Genomic DNA, 21,987 nt, shown 5'->3' with positions numbered 1-21,987 from the left:
TTCGATGGTCGGCGTTGGTTCGTCGGGCACGATTCTTCGCAGATGGGATGGGCAGGAATGACTCTGGGGATTGGCGTCGTCGGCGCCGGGTATTGGGGACCCAACCTGGTGCGGAACTTCCGCTCCAGCCCCGATTGGGATCTCGTCGCGGTCTGCGACCTGGATGAGGCGAAGGCGCGCCGGGTGATCGGTGACCGCAGCACGATCGAGGTCGAGACGTCGCTGGAGCGGCTACTGGCCCGCGACGACATCGACGCGGTCGCGATCGCCACTCCGGCGCAGACGCACAGCCCGATCGCCCTCGCGGCGCTGCAGGCGGGCAAGCACGTCCTCGTCGAGAAGCCGCTGGCCGACAGCCACCCGGTCGGTGCGCAGATGGTCCAGGTCGCCGATCAGCATGACCTGGTGCTGATGACCGACCACACCTTCTGCTACACCCCGGTGGTGCAGCGCATCGGCGAACTCATCGCCGACGGCGTGCTCGGTGAGATCCTCTTCATCGACTCGGTGCGGATCAACCTCGGACTGATCCAGCCCGATGTCAACGTCTTCTGGGATCTCGCCCCGCATGATCTGTCGATTCTGGACTATGTGCTCCCCGGCGGGCTGCGGCCGGTGTCGGTCGGCGCCCAGGGAGCCGACCCGCTCGGCGCCGGCAATGTGTGTGTCGGCTACTTGACGATGCCGCTGCCCGGCGGTGCCATCGCGCACGTGCACGTCAACTGGCTCAGCCCGACCAAGATCCGGCAGATGGTGATCGGCGGCTCGCGCCAGACTCTCGTCTGGGACGACCTGAACCCGCAGCAGCGGCTGTCCCTCTATGACCGCGGCGTTGACCTGCACTCGGTCTCGGCCGACGCCACCGAACGGGCCCGGGCTCAGGTCTCCTACCGTCTCGGCGACATGCACGCACCGACGCTGCCCGAGCGCGAGGCGCTGGCGATCATGGCCGGCGAGTTCGCCGCGGCGATCAATGAGAAGCGTGCCCCGCGAACCGATGGCCGTGCGGGCCTGCGGGTGCTGGAGGTACTGGAGGCCGCCGACCGTAGCCTCGCCGAGGGCGGCGCGCTGGTGCCGGTCGAAAGTACCGTACTGACAACCGGAGGAGCATCATGACCGCACTCAACGCAGCGAACGTTCTGGTCACCGGAGGTGCCGGAACCATCGGCTCCACCCTGGTGGATCAGCTGCTGGCCGCCGGTGCCGCGAACGTCGACATCCTCGACAACCTGGTGCGGGGCCGGCGGGCGAACCTGGCCGACGCCTTCGCCACCGGTCGGGTGAACCTGATCGAGGGCGATCTGCGCGACCGGGATCTGGTCCATGACCTCACCAAGGGCAAGGACGTCGTCTGCCATCAGGCCGCCATCCGGATCACCCAGTGCGCTGAGGAGCCCCGGCTGGCGTTGGAGGTGCTGGTCGACGGAACCTTCAACGTGCTGGAGGCCGCGGCCGCCCACAACGTGCAGAAGGTGGTCGCGGCCTCCAGCGCGTCGGCCTACGGCCTGGCTGAGGAGTTCCCGACGACCGAGCGCCACCACCACCACAACAACGACACGTTCTACGGCGCGGCCAAGTCCTTCAACCAGGGCATGATGACCAGTTTCCGGGCGATGTACGGCCTGAACTACGTCGGCCTGCTGCCGTTCAACGTCTATGGGCCGCGAATGGACATCTACGGCGTCTACACCGAGGTGTTGGTGCGCTGGATGGAGCGGATCGTCGAGGGGAAGCCGCCGTTGATCTTCGGCAACGGCCTGCAGACGATGGATTTCGTCTACACCGAGGACATCGCCCGGGCGAACATCCTGGCCATCGAGAGTGACGTCAACGAAGGCTTCTACAACGTGGCCAGCGGCGTCGAGACGAGCCTGCTGGATCTGGCTCGGGCGCTGCTGCGCTCGATGGACTCCGACCTGGATGTGGAGTTCGGACCGGAGCGTGCGGTCAACGGGGTCACCCGGCGCCTGGCCGATACCTCGGCCGCCACCCGCGACCTCGGCTTCACCGCCGAGGTCGGGCTGGACGAGGGCCTGCGCCGCCTCGTCGCCTGGTGGAAGGCGGACAAACTCGCCGCCAGCGAGGCCTCATGACCCGCATCAACGTCGCCAAGCCGTGGATGGGGGCCGAGGAGGTCGCCGCGGTGACGGCCGCCATCGAATCCGGCTGGGTCGCCCAGGGTCCGCGGGTGGCCGCCTTCGAGGAGAAGTTCGCCGCCCTGGTCGGGGCGAAGCACGCCGTCGCCGTCTCGAACTGCACCACCGCCCTGCACCTGAGCCTGGTGGTGGCCGGCGTGGGCGCCGGTGACGAGGTGGTAGTCCCGTCGTTCTCCTTCATCGCCACCACCAACGCCCCGATGTACGTCGGGGCCACTCCGGTCTTCGCCGACGTCGACCCGCTCACCGGCAACCTCACCGCGCAGAGCATCGAAGCCGTGCTGACCCCGGCGACCAAGGCCGTCATCCTGGTCCACCAGGGCGGTGTGCCGGCCGACGTCGCGTCGGTCCGTGCCCTCTGCGAGGGCCGCGGCATCGCCGTCATCGAGGACGCCGCCTGCGCCGCCGGCTCCCGCTACCGTGGTGGCCCGGTCGGGCAGGGCGCCGAGATCGCCGCCTGGTCCTTCCACCCCCGCAAGCTGATCACCACCGGTGAGGGCGGCATGCTCACCACCGACAACGCCGAGTGGGCCCAGCGGGCGCGGCGGCTGCGCGAGCACGCGATGAGCGTCAGCGCGGCCGAGCGTCACCAGAGCACACTGCCACCCGAGGAGCAGTACCTCGAGGTCGGCTACAACTACCGCATGACCGATCTGCAGGCCGCCGTGGGCCTGGTCCAGCTGGACCGGCTGGAGGCGATCGTGGCCCGCCGCCGCGAGATCGTCGCCGAGTACCAGCGGGCGTTCGCCGGGATCGCCGGGCTCCGGGTACTCACCGACCCGGCGTGGGGGGAGTCCAACTTCCAGTCGTTCTGGGTGGAGATTCTCCCGCAATTCCCGATGGATCGTGAAGGGCTGCTGGCGCACCTGGCTACGAATGAGATCTCGGCGCGCCGCGGGATCATGGCCTCCCACCGGCAGCCGGCCTACGCCGATCATCCCCACGCCGCCCTTCCGGTCACCGATCATCTGACGGCGAATACCCTTATTCTTCCGGTATTTCATCAGATGACGGCCGAGGAGATCGCCCGCGTCGTGGATGCCGTCCGTCAAGCGGCGCGCGCCGTCGCATGACCGCGCTGATCCTCGTCGCCGCTAGCGGCCTGGCCCGCGAGGCGCTCGAGGCCGTCCGCGTCCAGCAGCGCTATGACGTGGTGGGGATCGTCGATGACAACCCGGCACTGGTCGGCGAGCTGGTCGACGGGGTGAAGGTGCTCGGCGGCCTATCGGCCATCGCCGATCACCCCGACGCCCAGGTGCTGCTCTGCGCCGGCTCGGGAACCGCCCGCGAGGCTCTGGCTCAGCGGCTGGATCTGCCGCCGACCCGCTACGCCTGCGTGGTGCACCCGTCGGTCGCGCTGCCCCCGTCCTGCTCGATCGGGGCCGGAAGTCTGCTGCTGGCCGGCTGCGTCCTCACCGCCTCGGTCGAGGTGGGTGAACACGTCGTGCTGATGCCGAACGTGACGCTGACCCACGACGATCGAATCGGTGACTACGCGACCCTCTGCGCCGGCGTGGTTCTCGGCGGCGGGGTGCGGGTCGGCGAACGGGCCTACCTCGGAATGGCGGCCTCGGTTCGACAGAATCTGACTATCGGCGCCGACAGTGTGGTCGGGATGGGGTCGGTACTGCTCAGGGACGTTCCCGCGGGACGCACCTGGTTCGGCGCACCGGCCCGTGACAGCGAAACCCAAGAAGGATGGCAACCAACATGACGATTCCCCTGGTCGACCTCGCCGCGCAGCAGGCGGAGGTCAACGACGAGATTCGCCTCGGCCTGGACGAGGTCTTCGCCCGGACCGCCTTCGTCGGTGGTCCGGCAGTCGGCCGCTTCGAGACCGCCTACGCCGAATTCTGCGAGGTGCAGCACTGCATCGGCGTGGCAAACGGCACCGATGCGGTGGAGTTGGCGCTGCGGGCCGCCGGGGTGAGCCGGGGTGGTGAGGTGATCCTGCCGGCCAACACGTTCATCGCCACCGCGGAGGCAGTGTCGCGCATCGGTGCCGAACCGGTGCTCGTCGACATCGACCCGACGTACCAGCTGATCAACCCGGAGGCGGTCGCGGCGGCCGTCACCGCCAAGACCCAGGCCATCGTTCCCGTGCATCTCTTCGGCCAGATGGCCCCGGTCGAGAAGCTCGTCGCGATCGCCGAGGCGGCCGGCGTGCCGATCGTCGAGGATGCCGCGCAGTCACAGGGTGCGACGCGCTTCGGGCGCCCCTCCGGCTCGCTCGGCCTGCTCGCCGGAACCAGCTTCTATCCGGGGAAGAACCTCGGTGCCGCCGGTGACGCCGGCGCGGTCACCACCAACGATCCGGCGCTGGCCCGGCAGGTGCGCCTGCTCGGTGCGCACGGCAGCGAGCGCAAGTACGTCCATGAGGTGATCGGGATGAACTCGCGCCTGGATACCGTCCAGGCGGTCGTGCTCGAGGCGAAGTTGCGCCGGCTGGCCGGCTGGAACGAGCGCCGCCGCGCCGCGGCCGCCCGCTACGGCGAGCTGCTGGCCGACGTCGAGGGCGTTCAGACACCCGCCACGGCGGAGGGAAACGTGGATGTGTGGCACCTCTACGTAGTCCGGGTGGCCGAGCGGGACCGCGTCCTGAGTGAGCTGAACGCCGCCGGAATCGGCGCCGGGATCCACTACCCGACGCCGCTGCACCTCACCGAGGCCTACGCCGGTCTGGAGCAGAAGGTCGGCGCCTTCCCGGAATCGGAGAAGGCGGCCGACGAGATCCTCTCGCTGCCGCTCTTCCCGCACATCACCGAGGCCCAGCAGGAGCGCGTCGCCCGGGTCTTGAGTGGCGTTGTAGCGGGCTGATCGTGGGCGGAAGCGTCGGTCTATGTCAGTAGAGACGGAGGTCGAAGAAGACGCCGAGATGCAGTCCCGGGTGCGCCGAGGAGCGCTCTGGGGCGGGCTGAGCTCGTTGGTGCTGAGATTTGCCAACATCGCGATCACAGCAGTCATCGTGCGGATCGTGTCGCCGCACGACTTCGGAGTCTTCGCCGCGGCGCTCACCGTCTACGCGGTCGTCTCCAACATCAGCGAGCTCGGGGTCGCCTCGGTGCTCACCCGCCGCGACACCGACGCCGACGCCATCGCACCGACGGTGGCGACGATCGCGATGTTCAGCTGCTCCGCGATCGCCGCCGGGATGTTCTTCGGAGCGCCCTGGCTGGCGTCGGCGCTCGGCGCCCCCGATGCGAGCAGTTCGATCCGGGTGCTGTCGCTCACCGTGGTGCTGGTCGGTGTGTTCACGGTGCCGGGTGCGATGCTTGCCCGTGAATTCCGTCAGAACGTCATCTTCAAGGCGAGCATCATCTCCTTCGTCCCGTCCAATGCTTTGCTGATCCTTCTCGCCCTGCACGGCGACGGGGCGCTCTCATTCGCGTGGTCGCGGGTCGTGGGCCAGCTGATCATGGGCATCGTGATGGTCATCTACGTCTCGAAGCGCTATCGCTTCGGCTTCGACCGATCCCAGGTCCGCATGGTGCTGACCTTCGGGTTGCCACTGGCCGGGGCCAACCTCGTCGGCTATACGTTGCTCAACGCCGACTACGCCTTCGTCGGACACCTGCTCGGACCGATCGCGCTGGCTGCCTACGTGCTGGCCTTCAACGTGGCGAACTGGTCGAGCGCGCTGCTGGGCTCAATGGTGAACAGCGTCGCCATGCCGGCCTTCTCCCGGTTCGCCGGTGATATCCGGCGGATGAGCTCGGCGATGAGCAGTGCCCATCGACTCATCGCGGTGGTCGCCTGGCCGGTCTGCGCGATCACGATAGCCAGTGCCCATCCGCTCATCGAAGTTCTCTACGGCCGGAAATGGCTCGCGGCCGCTCCCGTTCTCGCGCTGCTGGCCGTCTACGGGGCGATGTTCATACATTCCCTGGTATTCGCCAACCTCCTCGGCGGCTCCGGTCACACCACAGCGCTGCTGATCGTGCAGGTCATCTGGATCGCCGCGTTGATACCGGCCATGGCCCTCGGCATTCATCTGGACGGGCTGCGGGGGGTGGCCATCGCGCATGTGTTGGTGATCGCCATCGTGGTCCTCCCCACCTACATGATCGCCACTCGCCGAATCCTCGGGATCAAGTCGATCGCCGCGGTGCGCGTCGTGGTGCCCTTCGTGTTCGCCGCGGCCGGCGCGTACCTGGTCGACCGCGCCGTAACCTCGGTGCTGCACCAGCCGGTGCTCCAGCTGCTGGTCGGGGCCGCAGCCGGCGGCGTTGCCTATATCCTGCTGACGGCAATTGAGCTGCACTCGCTGGTCGGCGGAATGGGAGGCGGCTCCATCGGTAAGAGGATTCTCCGCGTGCTGGAAGTGGCCGCCGTTCCCCGGGCTCTGCTGCGGCCGGCGCCATCGACCGGGCGCCACTCGATTTCGAGGTTAGAGACCAAATGACACTGCGATCACAGGCGCGACAACTGTGGCGGCGACTGCTGGACTGGGCGCAGCATCACGGCCACCGGCTGCCGGCTCCACTACGTAAGTGGCTGGCTGGTCGCTTCCTCGCCGGCGAGGCGATGACGGTTGAGGATTGGTCGCAACCGCTGATCTCTGCCCCAGCTGACGGCACCGGTCGCCCGACTCGCCGACCGGCTGAGCCGCCTCCCGGATTGCCGCCGCCGTCCACCGGCCGAGGTGCCGCTCGCTCGGAACACCCCGACACCGGATCCGCCGCGGCGCTGCGCTGCCTACTGGTCACCGAATCCCTGGACGTCGGTGGCATGGATGAGGTCGTGGCATTCCTGGCGCGCCGGCTACCGGAGGTCGGGATCGCCACCGCCGTGCTGCATGCGCCGCTCGACCACAGCCAGCCGCTCGGCCGCTTGGGACAGGCCCTGCTGGCCGAGGGGATCTCCGTCTTCGACCATCCGCGCACCGACGGAGCGGCAGAGCTGCGCCGCTGGCAGCCGGACGTCGTGAGCGTGCACGGTGGCCCGGATTGGACTCTCGCGGTCGCGCACGAATCGCAGATTCCGGTCGTTGAGACGCTGCACGGCATGCACTCGCTATTCGGCGCCCGAGCGGCGGACGTATCGGCCCGGGCCGCCATGCTCAGCGGGATCGTCTCGGTCAGTGAGCTGGTGCGCCAGCAGTATCTGGAGATCAACCCGGCTTTCGGCGGGGATCGCGTGATCACCATTCCGAATGGGGTGGATCCGGGTCGGGTGGCGATGCCGGATCGGGCCGCCGCACGCGATTGGCTGGGTCTTACCGATGAATACGTCGTCACGTCGTTGGCCCGGCACTGCCTGCAGAAGAACACCTATGGGCTCGTCTGCGCCTTCGACGACATCGCGGCGCGAATTCCGGATGCCCATCTGGTGCTGGCCGGCCGCCCGGACGACGCGAACTACTCGGCGCGGGTCAAGCGTCTGCAGACCACGATGCAGCACGGAGATCGCGTACATCTGCGGGATCATGCCTCCCGTCCCGAGGTGCTGCTGGCGGCGTCGGACGCCTTCGTCCTGGACTCGTTCTTCGAGGGGTGGGCCCTGGCTTCCATGGAGGCGCTGGTCGCCGGGCTACCGGTCGTGCTGGCCGACGTGGGGGGCGCGCGAGAACAACTCGCCGGCCCCGTGGCCAAGGGAAGCCTGATTTCGAATCCGCTCGGAGATCCGCTGGTCGTCGACTGGCCGAGCATTCGCGCCGCCCGCTACCGCCGGCAGAGTAATCGAGGCGAGTTGGTGGAGGGGGTTACCGCGCTGTCGACCGATCGGGACCGGTGGCTGGCCGCCCGAGCTGAGATTCGAGCCGAGTCAATTGAGCGATTCGACCCGGGCGTCGTCGTCTCCCGGCACGCGCACGTACTGGCCGCAGCGGCCCGGCGAGCACCGTTGAGCCTGCCGACCGAACTGGCGGTTTGAGGCGGGCTTAGCTCAGACGCAGCTCAGACGCCGCTCAGATCCCGCTCCAACGCCGCCGCCGCCACGATACTCTGGCCTGCAGGTTCTTGACGTAGTAGATCGATCGCATCCGCAGCGCGTTGACCCGCGACGGGTCGGCCGAATCGAGCAGCCGCCAATTGCGCAGTTCCGGCGCCGATGCCCAACATTTCGCGGCAAATTCTCGGTAGGCCCGCACTGAGTTCTCGGCATCTTCGTGCTTCACCACGGCGGTGATGGCGTGTTCGAGGGCCTCACGAGCCAGCGCCCGGTGCGCGGTCTCCTGCAGCCGGTCGGGCTGGCGCAGGTTCGGGCGCATGGTGGCCAGCGCGGTGTCGATCGCGTGCTCGCGCTCCTGAAGGTTGGTCAGCACACTGGCGTAGATGCCACGGCTCATGTTCTCGCCGTGCAGCCGGTAGTACGCCTGGTCGACGCCGCCGAGGAGCCCGACGTCAGCCACCGCGGCGGCCCGCAGCCACATCTCGAAGTCTCCGGTGTGCGGCAGGTCGGTGCGGTATCCGCCGATGGCGTGCTGGATGTCCGTCCGCATGACCACCTCGGGGCAGACGATGGAGTTGCTCGCCGAGCGGCACCGCCAGTCGATCCACTCCTCGCCCCCGAACACCGTCCAGCTCTGCACATCCTGTCGGGCCGGCGGGAGCGGCCCGTCCCGGTGGGTGAGTGCGTATCCGTAGACGAACCCGACCGACGGCTCGGCCTCCATCAGCGCCACCGCCCGTCCGAGGGCGCCGGGAGTGAGCAGGTCGTCGGCCGAAAGCAGCACCACGTACTTGCCGGTGGCCGCACTCAGCCCGTCGTTGTAGGTGGTGATGTGCCCGGTGTTGACGGGGTGGTGGATGACCTGGACGCGCTGGTCCCGTGCGGCTATGCCATCGGCGACCTCACCACTGCCGTCGGGCGAGGCATCGTCGACGATGATGACATCGGGCTCGACGTCGGGCTGGGTGAGGATGCTGGCCACGCACTCCTCGAGGTAGCGGCCGTAGTTGTAGCAGGGCACGACGACGGTGACCGTGGGCCGCTGGGCCTGCTGTGATGGCACCTGGGGCGGGAGCACGCGAGCGGTCGAGACGCCGGCGAGGGCAAGTTTCTGCAACTTAACGCTCGGCAATGTGCTCCCTGTCGTGACGTCCGGTGAAGCCTGCGGAACTCGATCCTGACGATCGATCGCTAGCTCAGACTTTAGCGAACATCCGGGCCGTCGGTCAGCCGGGCGGGAGCCGGAAAAACAATTCCGGCCCGGTGAGTGCCCGGTCGATCACCTCAGCCGGTAGGGCGTCTTCGTCGCCGAGTTGGCTGGCGTAGGCCTGCAGCGCCTGTCGCTTCTGCTCGCGCAGCTCGGCTATCCGGACCTTCTCCACCTCGGCGCCGATGAGGATCCGGAGCGCGCGGAGCAGCCCGCGCCCGTTTCGGTAGCGCCGGGACACCGGCCAGTCGGTCCAGAGCCAGATCGGGTACTCCAGCAGTCTCGGTGCGGGATCGCAGCGGGCCACGGCGTCGCGGGCCGCGATCGCGGCGGCGCGATGGTCAGGGTGCCAGTCGGCCTGGCAGGTGGTGTACACGTCGTCCGGACGTCGCTGCTGAATCAGCTTCACCAACTCGTCGGCGAACCCGTTGCGGTGCATGCTCAGCTCGCCGTCGGGGTAGCGCAGTTCGATGACGTCGGCCGCCGGGACGCCGAGCAGGGTGGCCGCCGCCGCAAGTTCCGCGCTGCGCCGGGCGGCCAGCGAGATGGCGTCATCTGTCTCGTGGGAGACCGCTCCATCGGTGGCGACGACGAGCGTGACCCGGGCCCCGCTGCGCCGCGCCCGCAGGATAAGCGAACCGCAGCCGAGCGTCTCGTCGTCGGGGTGCGGAGCTATCACCAGCACGCTGCGACGGCTGCCGTCGGTGACATCGTGAGCCCGCTTCATCAACTGGTCGCGCACGGCGGCGCGGACGCCGGCTGCTCGCCCGCTCATCGGGCTACCGGCGAGTCCAGCGCGGTGCGCACCACCTGGTGGAAGATCTCACCCGACTCGTACCAGCTCGCCTGTTCTCCCGCCCGCTGCAGCCCCTTCTCGACCAGGCTGAGGCGTCGGGGTTCGTCGGCGAGCAGTTCGAGCACCGCGTCGCTCAACCCGGCGATGTCACCCACGTCGCGTAGGAGCGCGGAGACATCGTCGGTGGCGAAATCGTCGACGCCGCCGTTTCGGGTGCTCACCAGCGCGGCACCGCAGGACATCGCCTCGATCGAGGTGAGACCCCAACCCTCGCTGTGACTGCCGCAGAGAAACACAGCGGCGCGACTGTAGACCTTTTCGACGAGTTCCCGACCGACCGGCCGGCGGACGTACTCGACCCATTCCGGTAGCTCGGCCGGTGCGCGGCGCCCGCCGAAACCGATGAAGGTGGCGTCCGGTCGGGCGGCCCGTATCCGTTCGGCCACGGCGATGGTGTCGGCCAGTCCCTTGACGGCCGCCTCGTGGACCAGAAAGGCAACGCATGGACCGCGCCCTTCGACCGGCGCGGCCGGCCGGCAGAGCTCATGATCCAGGCCGTTGGGTACCAGGTGCAGGCGTTCATCCGGGATGCCGAATTCACGTCCCTTGCGCATCAACGTCTCCGAGACCACCGCAGTGTGAAACGGCAGCCGCCAGGTCGCGTCGACCCGATCCACCGGACCACCCCACGTCTCGTAGGCCTGCATGAACTGCAGATTCTGCGCACCGTCGAAGTCACGGGCGCCGAGGATCTCACTGGTGCGCCAATAGGTGGCGATGCGCAGGTCGGCCGGCGGCAGGTCGGAACTCTCGTCGAGGCGGTCGAGGAAGATGGTCCGCACCCGGGGGTCGGGCGTGATCCAGCCGATCCGGCGGCGGATGCTCCCCGCCCGCACGTCGCGGACCTTCCCGCGGAGCAGGTCAACGGCACGACCCGGGTAGGCAGCCCGCAGATGCAGCGGCTGGATGACGCTGACGTCGTAGCCGAGGCGGGCGAGGTGGCTGGCCTGGGTGTAGTAGACGAGTGCGCCGCCGCCGGGGAACCTCGGGTAGTCGGGGGAGAGGAAGCTGATCCGCTCCCGCTGCGGCGTCACCGCACCACCGCCGGCGACCAGGCCTGGGGAATCAGCAACACCGGGCTACCCGTCCCATCCGCCGGTACCTTCCATACATCGTCGACCGCCGCCTGCGAACCACTCCGCGGCACGCCGTACATCACCGTGCTGTCGTCGAGCCATGCGACTTGGTCGTCGATGCTGCGGGTCTCGGCCAACGGCGTGACCTTACCCGAGGCGATGTCGTAGCGGACGAGGCGCCAATGCCCGGAGGGAAGGTTGCCTCGCTGCTTGTAGACGATGGTGCTGCCGTCGGGCGAGAGCGAGGGGCACTCGGCATCCTCGTGCAGCGTCACGATCTGGTGCTTGGAGATGCTGCCGCGCGAGAGCCAGGTGTGCTGGGCCCACTCGGCCGTCACGTAGAACGTGTCGCCGTCGGCGGCGAACGTCACGCCCCAGAAGTTCTCATCAACCGGATGGATCGACTGACCGTTGTGAATGAGGGTGTAGGACTCGAGGTTGCTCGACTCCGTACTTCCCACCTTGGACAGAATCGTGCGGGTGGAGAAGGAGGTGCCGGCGTAGGAGTCACCGGAGATGAAGCTGGTGCTCGCCGCATAGCTGCCGTCGGCTGAGAGGCGGGCCCGGCTGGGGATGCCGGAGAGCGGGAGGTTCTGCACCTTGGTCATGTCGTCGTTGAGCACGGCCGCCGCGTAGGTGGTCACGATGCCGATCTTCGAGGAGAGGCAGAGGATCTTGGAACTCGCCGCGTAGACACGGTCGCAGGACGTGCTGGTGATGGCTCGTGGGCCGGCCGGCGCGCTGAGCGCCGACATCGCCACCATTCCGTACTGGGTACCCAGCGCGGTGTTGCGGTAGACGATGTGGGGCTCGGCCTGGATCGTCGCCGGGCTCGTCGTCTTAACCGGTGCCGCGTGCTGTACCGCCTCCGTCTGGGTGGAGTGGCTGCGCACCAGGTAGATGACGGCGGCGCCGATGGCCAGAACACAGATCGCCACCAGCGCGGCGATCCGCGCCTTCATCCCCGTCATGCGTTACGGGCCCGGCCGGGACGGGTGACCTGTACGCCGCGCATCAAGAGGGCGGCGAACGGCAGAGCCAGCACCAAGATGGGGATGTACCAGCGAATCGCGTCCTGTAGCCCGATCTGGCTCCACAGGAGGCCGACGATCAGCGACGAGACGAACATGGTCAATGCCTGGAACGTCTGCGCGGTGGCGATGCTGCTGGTCCGGATCTGCGGGTCGACGGCGCCGCCGGCGAGGGCGGCGAGGGTGCCGTCGGTGGAGGCGTAGTAGGTGCCGAGAAGGATCAGGCAGCCGATCGAGGTGGCGGGGCCGACGAGCGGCCCGGCTGCGCAGAAGTAGCAGACCAGGAGGGCGATGTGGCCGCCGACGAAGACGCGGCCCCGCCCGACACGGTCGGCGAGGCGCCCGAGCGGCACCGCGACCGCGAGATAGGAGACGTTCATCCCCACCATCAGCAGCGCGTAGTAGTTGTTGGCCAGGTCGTCGCGCAGTTGCAGCTGCAGGTAGAGAAAGGCGTCGCCGACGGTGAGTAGCCCCAGCAGGCCGGCGGCACCGAGCAGCCGCGCCATCCGCGGATTCGCGATCTGGCGAAAGTCGAGGCCCCGTCGCTGCGGGGCTGGGGGTTGCGCTATCTCAGCCGGACTGACCGTCGCGCTGGTCGCCGCCGACTCGTCGCTGTCGCTGTCGCTGTCGCTGTCGCTGTCGCTGTGGGCGGCGCCGGCCCGAACCCGGCCGGAATCGGCGACCGCCGCGCGCGCTCGGCGGCGTGGCCGCATGTCCGGTACGACCAGCAACAGGATGGCGACTCCGACGATGGCGAAGGCCAGTGAGGCCACGAAGACGGCGTGGAAGCCGTTGCTGACCACGGTGAGAATCCAGAAGGCGAGCAGCGGCCCAAGGGCCGCGCCGAGGCTATCCAGCGATCGGTGCACCCCGTAGGCCCGTCCGAGGGACTCCTCGGGTGAGGCGGCCGCGATCAGCGCGTCCCGGGGAGCGGTTCGCAGGCCCTTTCCCAGCCGGTCACCGGTGATGACCGTCCCGATAGCCGTGAGGTTGGTCGCGAAGAGGAGCCCGACCCGGCTCAGTGCGGAGACGAAATACCCGACGAAGGCCACCCATTTCGGGCGATCGGTGCGGTCGGCCAGCCAACCGCCGAAGATCCGGATGAAGGCGCTCACCCCGTTGTAGAGGCCATTGACGAACCCGAACGCCTGGGGGCTCAGTCCGACGACAAAGATCAGGTACTTCGGCAGTACCGCGTTGACCGACTCGGTGGAGATATCGGTGAACATGCTGACTATGCCCAGCAGGACGACGGTGCCCGCTACGCGGTGCCTACTGCCGGCGGCGGCGCCGTCTGCGTCGGCGGCACCTTCGGCGGCGGCGGCACCGTCGGCGGGCTTGCGCGCCGGCCGATCGCGCAGCGTCAGATACACCCAGGCTCCTTCTGGCAGATCGGTGGATCTGCTTCGTCCTTCGATTCTAGGGCGTTTCTGGCAATCGCCCCTGGCGAAACCGATTAGGGGGGATCGGGGCCGCTAGCGAGCGTTCCTGAGGTGATGTGAGTCAAATCACATCAACTCTCTGGAACCGTTTATGAAGGGGTTCTCTTAACCGAGAACTCAGACTTCGGAACTGGGGTGGAATCCCCAAGCGCCTCCCTGCGACATATCCATCACGCTCCGTGTGGTAATGCAATTCTTTGAGCATTTCGGGATTGGCCGGTACCCGCGTCCAAGGCGCCCGACCGGGGCGTGCGAGGGCGTGCGGTCAGGTCTGCCGGCGGAGACGACGGGATTAGCTGCCGCGGCCCTGCCCCAGGTTGGCCGTGGCGTCGGCACAGGTATGGAACGTATTTCGAATTCGTCGATTCAGTCACTCACGGCTACTGATAACGCGGGTCGCCTCACTTGAAACATATATCGGCCAGTTTGGGGATTGGCTCAATCGGACCCGTCCGCTAATTTCAATGGGTCCATTACCGTGATCTGTTCTGCTGCGGTGCTGTGTTCGTTCGGCGCTGATACGTGAATGGATCCCGGTGCTAATGTCTGAGCGCCATTCCCAGTGGGACCGCGGATCGTATTCAACGATTTCGCAGCAAAGGGAAGGGCCGAGCGAACGAAGTCGATCGACTACGCGATCGACCGAACGATCGACTTGGAGGAGCATCTTGCCGAAGCACGGCGCTGCACGGTCTCAAGGCAGCGGGAGTTCGACGGGCTCGACTGCCGTTGGCGGCTTCAGGCAGAGCACGACCAGTCGCGTCGGCAAGCGACGGGCGCGACGGGCTGCTCGGCGTCGCCACTCGATCGGTTTCTTCGGCGTCGCGGCACTCCTGCTCGGCATCGTGGCCTTCACCGCCCAGGGCACTGGCGCGCTCGGCGATCAGGGCACCGTCTTCAGTCTCTACGCCACCAACGCCCGGCCGGTCCAGGTTATGGAGAACGACTCGAGTGCGGTGGAGTTGGGCGTCCAATTCAAAGCAAGTGTCTCGGGCTCGGTGCTGGGGATTCGATTCTTCAAGAGCTTCCGTAACACCGGCGTGCACACCGCCACCGTGTGGAGTCCAACCGGTAAGCGGCTGGCCTCCGCCCAGTTCGAGGACGAGAGCGGCTCCGGCTGGCAGCGCCTCATCTTCGATCGCCCGGTCGCCGTGCAGGCCGGCCAGACCTACACCGCCTCGTATCACACCAATATGGGGTTCTACGCCCAGCAGATCGGCGCCTTCGCCCATGGCGCTCACATCGGCTCCTCGATCCTCAGTGGCGTGAAGGGTGTCTACCGGTACGGCGCATCCTCCGGCTACCCGACCAGCACCTGGCGAGACAGCGGCTACTACGTGGACGTGCTCTTCCGGCCGAGCGGCAAGCCGGCCGCGCGGCCCACTCCGACGGCGGTCCCGGTGCCCACCGCCGCCCCGACCGTGACGCCGGCACCGACGCCGCGCCCCACTGTGGTCGCAGCCAAGCCGACGCCGAAACCGACGTCCAAGCCGACCCCGAATCCGACTCCGAAGGTGGCGGCGACGCCGGCTCCGACGCCGGTGGCGGTATCGACGAAGCCAGGCCTGAGCAGTTTCCCCACCGCCGCGACGACCGGCCCATCCGGTGTGCTCACCGTGCGCAAGGGGAACGTCAGCATCCCGTCCGGGGCCACGCTGAGCAACGTGGACGTCAGTGGCCAGGTGTCGATGGGTGTGGGGTCGAAACTGATCAACTCGCGCGTTCGCTGCATCGGTGAACCGAACTGGTGCTTGGCGTTGGACTCCAATGACACGGTTACCGACGTCGAGGTCGGTGGCGGCGCCAATGGTGTCACCTTCAATCCTGCGATCGGCGTGTACACCGGCGGCCCGAAGAATGTCCTCACCGGGATGAACATCCATCACACCAGCGATGGCATGCGGGTCGACGGTGGGACGACGCTGCAGGACAGCATCATTCACGACCTGATCATCAATCAAATCCCCGGCGTTCACTCCGACGGGATCCAGATGACGCAGGCGCAGTACCCGACGGTCATCAATCACAACTCGATCACCGGTGGTACGTACTGCGCCATCTTCGCCGAGGACAACGGGACGCAGACGCTGACGGTCACCAACAACCTGCTGATGGCTGATCTGGTACCCAACGTGAGCTTGAGCGACTACGGCCTCACGGTTCCGAACCAGTCCGGACACGTCACCCTCACCGGGAACGTCTTCGACACCAAGTGGGAGATCGGTCCTTACAACGTCCCATCCGGGAGCACGAAGTCCGGCAACACCGATCTCACGGGAAAGAGCGTGTAGTCAGACACAACAGACGTGCGGCCGGCGCTGGGGCGCCGACCGGGCGCCATCGAACACGATGTTTTGTCTAGGTAAAGAGACTCGCTAGCGGTCGCGAGCCTCTGAGATTCGATGTAATCTCTACGAGTCGCCAGGCTTTGGGAGCCGGCGAGCGTGCACTGATGTACTGACTAGCCAGTGCCCGCACATGCTTGAAAGGTCTCGGGGACCTCGCTCCAAGTGAGTGAGGCCAGACCGATCAAAGGGGAAGCACCACCATCTCGGGGACGTTTGTCTCGCCGGGTAGACGCATGTCTGCTCGGCGTCAAGATCCAGTTCCATTTGGGGGCCGTCGAATCGGCATGATCCAGTGCAAATCACTGGGGATTGTCGGAGCGCCGGTCGGGGATTTCTGTCCACATGATGATGTCTAACCCTCTCCAGACGGTCTGGATCACCCGAAGTTCGGGTTGGCATCAGCAACGCTAGCGCGCAACAAAGACGCGCCAGTCAGGAGCGAAACCCGTGCTGAAGCACACTCGAATCACCCACGTCCAGAAGTTGCAAGATTCCCCCAGCAAGCGCCGTCGGGCCGCGAAGGTCGCCGCCGGCGCCGTCGCCGTAACGCTCGCCAGCACCCTGTCATTTGCGGCGATCTCCGGCAACGCCTCAGCCGCCACCATCACCAGTGGCCTGTACGCGGCGAGCATTGTTCCGGCTGTCCAGGCCGACAGTGACAGCAGCGCCGTTGAACTCGGAGTGAAGTTCTCGACCCTCAAGTCGGGCTCGATCCTCGGCATCCGCTACTTCAAGAGCAAGAAGAACTCCGGCGTCCACATTGGAAACCTCTGGTCCTCCAGCGGAGCCAAGCTCGCAACCGCGACCTTCAGCGACGAGTCGACCTCGGGCTGGCAGGAGGTCGACTTCGCCAAGCCGATCGCAGTCTCGGCCGGCGCCACCTACGTCGCGTCCTACCACACCAACTCCGGCCACTATGCCTCGCTTGAGAACGCATTCGCCGGAGCGTCGATCAACACCGGCTCGCTGAATGCGACCGCGGGCGTCTACGCCTACGGCGGTGGCAGCGCTTTCCCGACCAGCACCTGGCACGCCTCGTCCTACTACGTCGACGTCGTCTTCCAGGCCGGCGCGAGTGTGGCTCCGACGCCGGCCCCGACCCCGGTGCCGACGGCTGTCCCGACTCCGAAGCCGACCCCGGTCCCGACGGTTGCCCCGGCCCCGACGCCGGTGCCGACGGCTGTTCCGACTCCGAAGCCGACCCCGGTCCCGACGGTTGCCCCGGCCCCGACGCCGGTGCCGACCGCCGCTCCGACCCCGGCTCCGATCTCCTCGGCCTTCCCGTCAGCCGCCAACACCGGCCCGACCGGCACCCTCACCGTTCGCTCCGGCAATGTCTCGGTTCCGGCCAACACGACCCTGAGCAACCTTGACATCTCCGGTGCGGTCAACCTCGGCAATGGCGCGAAGCTCATCAACTCGAAGGTCCGCTGCATCGGTGAAGGTAGCTGGTGCGTGTCGATGGGTTCAGGTTCAACGCTGGACAGCGTTGACGTCGGCGGTGGCGCCAATGGCACCACCTACAACGCCGCGATCGGTATCTACACCGGTGGCCCGAACAACATGATCATTCGCACGAGCGTCCACCACACCAGTGACGGGCTCCGCCTCGACGGTGGCACCACCGTTCAGGACTCCTTCATCCACGACCTGGTCATCGACCAGATTCCGGGCGTCCACTCGGACGGCATCCAGATGACGCAGGCCACCGCACCGGTCGTACTCACCCACAACACCTTCCAGGGTGGCACCAACGACGCGGTCTTCGTCCAGGACATCGGGACGCAGAACATCACGGCAACCGGCAACTGCTTCACCGCTGACGACACCCGCGGCAACCAGACCTCCTACGGTTTCGCGGCTTACACCGCAGGAAAGGTCACGCTCACGGGTAACACCTTCGGTAAGGGATTCCAGGTAACCGGCTACTCGGTTCCCGCCGGTTCGGTTGTGTCGGACAACAAGACCCTCAGCACCGCCACCTGCTAGGCACCGGCCGGCCGGACGTCAGTGACTGACGCCCGGCCGACCCGGATCGACTCGGAAGCGCCCCTGACCTCTTCGGAGGCCGGGGGCGCTTCTGTCTCCGGTTGGGCTCATTTCCCGTGGCCGGTTTCCCGGCGCTGCCCCCGGCGCTCGGATAGTCTTCGGTGATGCTCCGTGTTGGCTTCGCCTGTGCCTGGGATCCGCAGCCCGAAGCAACCTGGTCGCACACCCCGTGGCAACTGCGTGAGGGGATGCGATCGGAGTGCGACATCGTCGACATCGACTTGACCTACCCCGAGCCCGCCCGACTCGCGCTGAAGGCGGCATACGCGCGCCGGCGCGACGGGAAGCTCGTGTCGCTGTGGAAGCACACGAGACCGGCGCGGCTGCTCAACTCAAGCCGCCTCACCCGCGCCGATGAGGCGAACAGGCAGAGCCGTCCCCTCGACGCGATCCTCCAGATCGGCGATCTCGGTCCGACGCGGACGCCCTACTTCTTTCTGCAGGATCTCAGCTATGACCTCCTGTTGGACCTGGAGCAGGCCGACAAGGGCGTTCAGATGCAGTTCTCGTCGCTCAGCTTGGCGACGATCCGACGTCTGCGCGACCGGCAACGACGCCTCTACGAGACCTCGCATGGCGTCATCGCGCTATCCCAATGGCTGGCCAGCCATCTCGTGACGACCTCCGGCGTCCCGGCCGAGAAGGTGCACGTGGTGCATCCGGGGGCGACGGCGGCGAAGACACCGGTCGACCTCTCCGCAGTCACGGCCCGACGCTTGGCCGGCCGACGGTCGCGGTTGCTCTTCGTCGGGCGAAACTTCGAACGAAAGGGCGGAGTGCAGGTACTCCAAGCCCTGAAGATTCTGCGGGACGGCGAGCGGGCGGATGTCACGCTGACCATCGCTGGGCCGAAGGCCTGGCCACTCTCCGGCGAACCGCCGGCCGGCGTGACGTTCCTGGGCCCGGTCTCCAACGAAGAGGTCGCGCGACTGGTCGACGAGCATGACCTGTTTGTCTTGCCGTCGCAGTTCGAGGCATTCGGCATCGTCTTCGTGGAGGCGCTGAGTCGCGGCCTGCCCTGTGTCGGGCGGGACGCCTTCGCGATGCCCGAGATAATTCAGCCCGGACGTAACGGTGCCCTCGTCACCTCGGACTCCGCGGACGAGCTGGCCGACCTGATAACTTCCGCCCTGGACGATGATGAACTGATTCGTCGCACGAGCGCTGCGGCTGACGAATCGCGCGCCTATTACTCATGGTCTCGAGCCGGCCGCCAGGTCGTCGAGATCATGGGCGCCGCCACGAGCTAGCTTGCGAGAGCCTGGGCGCGGCACCGGCGCATCCGGCTGATCCGGCTAGCTGGGGGCGAGTGCGGTCTCGCCCACATCGCCGGCCCTCGCTCTTCGGCGCAGCGCTGCGGCACACCCGAGCAGAAAGAACAGCAGCGTCGTGGCCATCGGGAAGGAGTACGCGTCGTAAAGGGCGGTGCTCAGAGCGGCAGCGGCGAAGGAAGCGGCGAATGCCTGCGCGAGGTCGCGCGTCGATTCGTCACGGGCGACGTTGTGTAGTTTGCGGTTGGTGATGATCGCCGTGAGATACAGCGTGAGGATCGCGGCGACGCCAACCACGCCGGTCTCGACCGCAGCTCCCAGATAGAAGTTGTCGAAAATGTGATAGCCGATCAGGAAGGTGCCCTGGCCTCGGCCGAAGATCGGGTTCGTCTTGATGAAATGTGCGGCCACGGCGTAGCTGTTGGTGCGCGAGCTCGCGCTGCTGTCCTCGCCGATGCCGGTGAAGAGTCCGGTCAGCGTGCCGAGCAGCCCCGGAATGAACAGGTAGGCAACGCCGAGCAGCCCGACGATGGAGGCGTAGGCCCGGCGACGACGTTCCTTGGGCCAGGACGGAATCAGAACGATGAGGGCGACGGCGGCGCTGACGATGGCCGAGCGCGAGATCGAGATCGGGATGGCGATGGCGATGGCCACGACCGGGAACCACCGCTTGACCTTGCTGCGGTGCGTGTCGTAAAGCGCGTAGTGCAGCGCGATCGGAAGAACCATCGTCAGTACGGCGCCGAACTCGATCGGGTGCGTCGCTGTTCCGGCGGGCCGATTGCGTCCGTTGCGTTCCAGTACCGACGTCAGCGCGCTGTTCAACGTCAGTCCGGGAATCACGATGTAGTTGGTGAAGGGCAGCCCGGTCACGAACTGCACGACGCCCAGTGTGGAGAGGCAACCGACGCCGAAGCTGGTGCGCCGTAACAGGATGTCGAGTTCGGCCCGGCTGACGAGTTCGGAGGCGAAGAAGAGGACTCCGAGCCAACTACAGGCGGTCAGCAGTGCGCGGTCGCCGCCGGTCAGTTCGTTCGCCGCGATCGGTCGGGTCGTGGCCGCCACGTAGCTGGCCAGAACGGCGAGCATGTACAGCAGCATTGCTCGCTGGATCGGTTCGAGGGGGGCGTGGCGGGCCGGCGTCGAGAGCCGCTGAAAGACCCAGTAGCCCAGGAGCAGCACGCAGGTCATCTCAGCCGGGGTGCCGGCCGCGCCGATGGGCTTGAAGATCAGACGAGCTGGGATCGCCAGCAGGAAAACCAGCAGGAGGGTCAGCAGCCGGAGGTTGAGACTGTGCTTCTGGATCGCGTCGGGATCGAGTTCGGCCGCTTCTTCGTCACCAGCGGGCGGTGTCGACGCGCGACCCTTCTCGGTGTGAGATGGCTCGTCAGTCACGTTCGTAAGAGGAGCCGCTGCGACGTCGCACCGGAACGTAACCGATCTCCGGCACGGAGATGGCCTGCGCCGGCCAGCTCTGCGCGCCGTTGGCCGCTACCGGCTCGCCTGATGAGGTGCTGTCGGAGGCTTCGTTGTCGGCGGCGGTGGCGTCACTGCTCTCCAAACGGGCGGCTTCGGCGCGGGCGGCGACGTGAGCGGCGTGACGACGGCGGCGGCGGAAGAGCGACCACTTCGCCGGCCGGTCGGCTGCGACCGCTGTGGTTGCTGTCGAGTCAGCTGTGTGGGCGCCGGCCCCGAGCTGCCCCTCGTCGGGCGCCGCGGCGGGGAGCGGAGCGGCGATCGGGGACCCGACGACGCTGCCGTTGTTCTGACCGCCGTTGGTGTGACTGCCGTTGGTGTGCCCGTTCACCGCCGAACCGTTATGGGCGGACCCATTGACGGCGGACCCATTGACGGCGGTCCCGTTCACGGCGGTGCCGTTTACGGCGGAGCCGTTTACTGCGATGCCATCGACGGCCGCGCCATCAGCCGTCTCAGCCTGATCGCCGGCCGCTGCGTGGGCGGCGAGCGCCGCCTCCACCGCCTCCTGCTGCCGCTCAGCCTCGATGGCCCGCTTGCGGGCCCGGCGCGCCGACAGGTTCTCGACTCCGGCCAGCATTCCGAACCCGATCAGCACCCCGATGCCGACGGCGGCGATGATGGCGCGCTGCTGGCTCTTGCGGATCGGCTTCGCGGTGTCGTCGGCATTCACCGGCTGAATCGTGAGGAAATGGCCGTTGGGCACGTTCAGGTTCTGCTGGATCTGCTGCAGGCGCGGCGAGAGGAGCGCGACCACGGCATGCATGGTGGCGAGTGCGCCCTCCGGTGACTTGTCGGTTGCCGTGACCGTGATCAGCGGTGCGCTGGAAGAGTCGTCAGTGGCCACGAGATAGGTGCCGGTCACGCCCTCGTCGGTCAGAATCTTCGCGGCGTCGATGCTGGAGAGGTTCAGCGACAGGACATCGCCGACCCCGTTGAGGCCGCCCAGATCGAGGTAGGGGTTGGCCCCGGCCCCGGCCGGCGGGATCACCAGAACGTTCGCCGTTGCCTTGTAGGTTGCCGGAACCTGGGTAAAGGCCACCGCGACCAGTCCGGCGGTGATGAACAGCGCCAGCAGGACGATGTACCAGCGCCGCAGCAGCAGGGCAACGCGCTTGTGCGGCACGGCTTCGAACCTCCACTGGCTGCTTCGGTTGTATCTGGTCGCTCGGGACTGGCGCTGAGT

The 21,987-nt window shown here is 67.3% G+C and carries 17 protein-coding genes; 10 read left to right on the top strand and 7 right to left on the bottom strand.

What is annotated here, in order from left to right:
- Positions 1–57: 57 nt before the first annotated feature.
- The 7 genes from CPH63_RS00190 to CPH63_RS00160 are packed head-to-tail and all read left to right on the top strand — an operon-like array spanning position 58 to position 8,027.
- Positions 58–1,116 (top strand): Gfo/Idh/MocA family protein, encoded by a 1,059-nt coding sequence (locus CPH63_RS00190; protein ID WP_096301031.1) that lies wholly within the window; start codon positions 58–60, stop codon positions 1,114–1,116.
- The gene (locus tag CPH63_RS00185) at positions 1,113–2,093 is read left to right on the top strand and encodes an NAD-dependent epimerase/dehydratase family protein (RefSeq protein ID WP_096301030.1); all 981 of its coding nucleotides are present in this window, start codon (positions 1,113–1,115) and stop codon (positions 2,091–2,093) included. The genes CPH63_RS00190 and CPH63_RS00185 overlap by 4 nt, the downstream gene beginning before the upstream one ends.
- Positions 2,090–3,229, top strand: coding sequence for a DegT/DnrJ/EryC1/StrS aminotransferase family protein (locus tag CPH63_RS00180; protein ID WP_096301029.1), 1,140 nt, complete (start codon positions 2,090–2,092; stop codon positions 3,227–3,229). The genes CPH63_RS00185 and CPH63_RS00180 overlap by 4 nt, the downstream gene beginning before the upstream one ends.
- Complete coding sequence (locus tag CPH63_RS00175) at positions 3,226–3,870, top strand: acetyltransferase (RefSeq protein ID WP_096301028.1); 645 nt, start codon at positions 3,226–3,228, stop codon at positions 3,868–3,870. Before CPH63_RS00180 ends, CPH63_RS00175 begins: the two co-directional genes overlap by 4 nt.
- Positions 3,867–4,973, top strand: coding sequence for a DegT/DnrJ/EryC1/StrS aminotransferase family protein (locus CPH63_RS00170; protein WP_096301027.1), 1,107 nt, complete (start codon positions 3,867–3,869; stop codon positions 4,971–4,973). Before CPH63_RS00175 ends, CPH63_RS00170 begins: the two co-directional genes overlap by 4 nt.
- Positions 4,974–4,995: 22 nt before the next feature.
- A complete protein-coding gene (locus tag CPH63_RS00165; RefSeq protein ID WP_096301026.1) occupies positions 4,996–6,558 on the top strand; it encodes an oligosaccharide flippase family protein in 1,563 nt (520 codons plus the stop codon).
- On the top strand, positions 6,555–8,027 hold the full coding sequence (locus CPH63_RS00160) for a glycosyltransferase family 4 protein (protein ID WP_096301025.1): 1,473 nt from the start codon (positions 6,555–6,557) through the stop codon (positions 8,025–8,027). The genes CPH63_RS00165 and CPH63_RS00160 overlap by 4 nt, the downstream gene beginning before the upstream one ends.
- Positions 8,028–8,061: 34 nt before the next feature.
- Here CPH63_RS00160 and CPH63_RS00155 read toward each other — a convergent pair whose 3' ends face one another.
- The 5 genes from CPH63_RS00155 to CPH63_RS22665 all read right to left on the bottom strand — a co-directional run bounded on the left by CPH63_RS00155 (position 8,062) and on the right by CPH63_RS22665 (position 13,588).
- Complete coding sequence (locus tag CPH63_RS00155) at positions 8,062–9,177, bottom strand: glycosyltransferase family 2 protein (protein WP_157749171.1); 1,116 nt, start codon at positions 9,175–9,177, stop codon at positions 8,062–8,064.
- A gap of 94 nt (positions 9,178–9,271) precedes the next feature.
- Positions 9,272–10,027: a PIG-L deacetylase family protein gene (locus CPH63_RS00150; protein ID WP_096301023.1), complete on the bottom strand. Its 756-nt coding sequence runs from the start codon at positions 10,025–10,027 to the stop codon at positions 9,272–9,274.
- Positions 10,024–11,142, bottom strand: a complete 1,119-nt coding sequence (locus CPH63_RS00145; RefSeq protein WP_096301022.1) for a glycosyltransferase family 4 protein — start codon at positions 11,140–11,142, stop codon at positions 10,024–10,026. The genes CPH63_RS00150 and CPH63_RS00145 overlap by 4 nt, the downstream gene beginning before the upstream one ends.
- Positions 11,139–12,146 carry a PD40 domain-containing protein gene (locus CPH63_RS00140; protein WP_157749170.1) on the bottom strand — a complete coding sequence of 336 codons (1,008 nt, stop codon included), beginning with the start codon at positions 12,144–12,146 and terminating at the stop codon, positions 11,139–11,141. The genes CPH63_RS00145 and CPH63_RS00140 overlap by 4 nt, the downstream gene beginning before the upstream one ends.
- 5 nt (positions 12,147–12,151) lie before the next feature.
- Complete coding sequence (locus CPH63_RS22665) at positions 12,152–13,588, bottom strand: MFS transporter (protein WP_197704502.1); 1,437 nt, start codon at positions 13,586–13,588, stop codon at positions 12,152–12,154.
- 737 nt (positions 13,589–14,325) lie between these two features.
- On the opposite strand from CPH63_RS22665, the gene CPH63_RS00130 reads away from it, so the two are divergent.
- From CPH63_RS00130 to CPH63_RS00120, 3 genes are all read left to right on the top strand, one after another.
- A complete protein-coding gene (locus CPH63_RS00130; protein ID WP_172892126.1) occupies positions 14,326–15,948 on the top strand; it encodes a DUF4082 domain-containing protein in 1,623 nt (540 codons plus the stop codon).
- A gap of 504 nt (positions 15,949–16,452) precedes the next feature.
- Complete coding sequence (locus CPH63_RS00125) at positions 16,453–17,994, top strand: DUF4082 domain-containing protein (RefSeq protein ID WP_096301019.1); 1,542 nt, start codon at positions 16,453–16,455, stop codon at positions 17,992–17,994.
- A 164-nt stretch (positions 17,995–18,158) separates the two neighbouring features.
- Positions 18,159–19,304, top strand: coding sequence for a glycosyltransferase family 4 protein (locus CPH63_RS00120; protein WP_096301018.1), 1,146 nt, complete (start codon positions 18,159–18,161; stop codon positions 19,302–19,304).
- Between the two features lie 45 nt (positions 19,305–19,349).
- Here CPH63_RS00120 and CPH63_RS00115 read toward each other — a convergent pair whose 3' ends face one another.
- Complete coding sequence (locus CPH63_RS00115; RefSeq protein WP_096301017.1) at positions 19,350–20,720, bottom strand: O-antigen ligase; 1,371 nt, start codon at positions 20,718–20,720, stop codon at positions 19,350–19,352.
- On the bottom strand, positions 20,713–21,927 hold the full coding sequence (locus CPH63_RS00110) for a hypothetical protein (RefSeq protein WP_096301016.1): 1,215 nt from the start codon (positions 21,925–21,927) through the stop codon (positions 20,713–20,715). Before CPH63_RS00110 ends, CPH63_RS00115 begins: the two co-directional genes overlap by 8 nt.
- Between the last annotated feature and the right edge of the window lie 60 nt (positions 21,928–21,987).

The organism is Jatrophihabitans sp. GAS493 (assembly GCF_900230215.1).
GTDB lineage: Bacteria > Actinomycetota > Actinomycetes > Mycobacteriales > Jatrophihabitantaceae > MT45.
The sequence above is the reverse complement of the archived record's forward strand: the minus strand, read 5'-3'. Positions and strand labels throughout refer to the sequence as shown.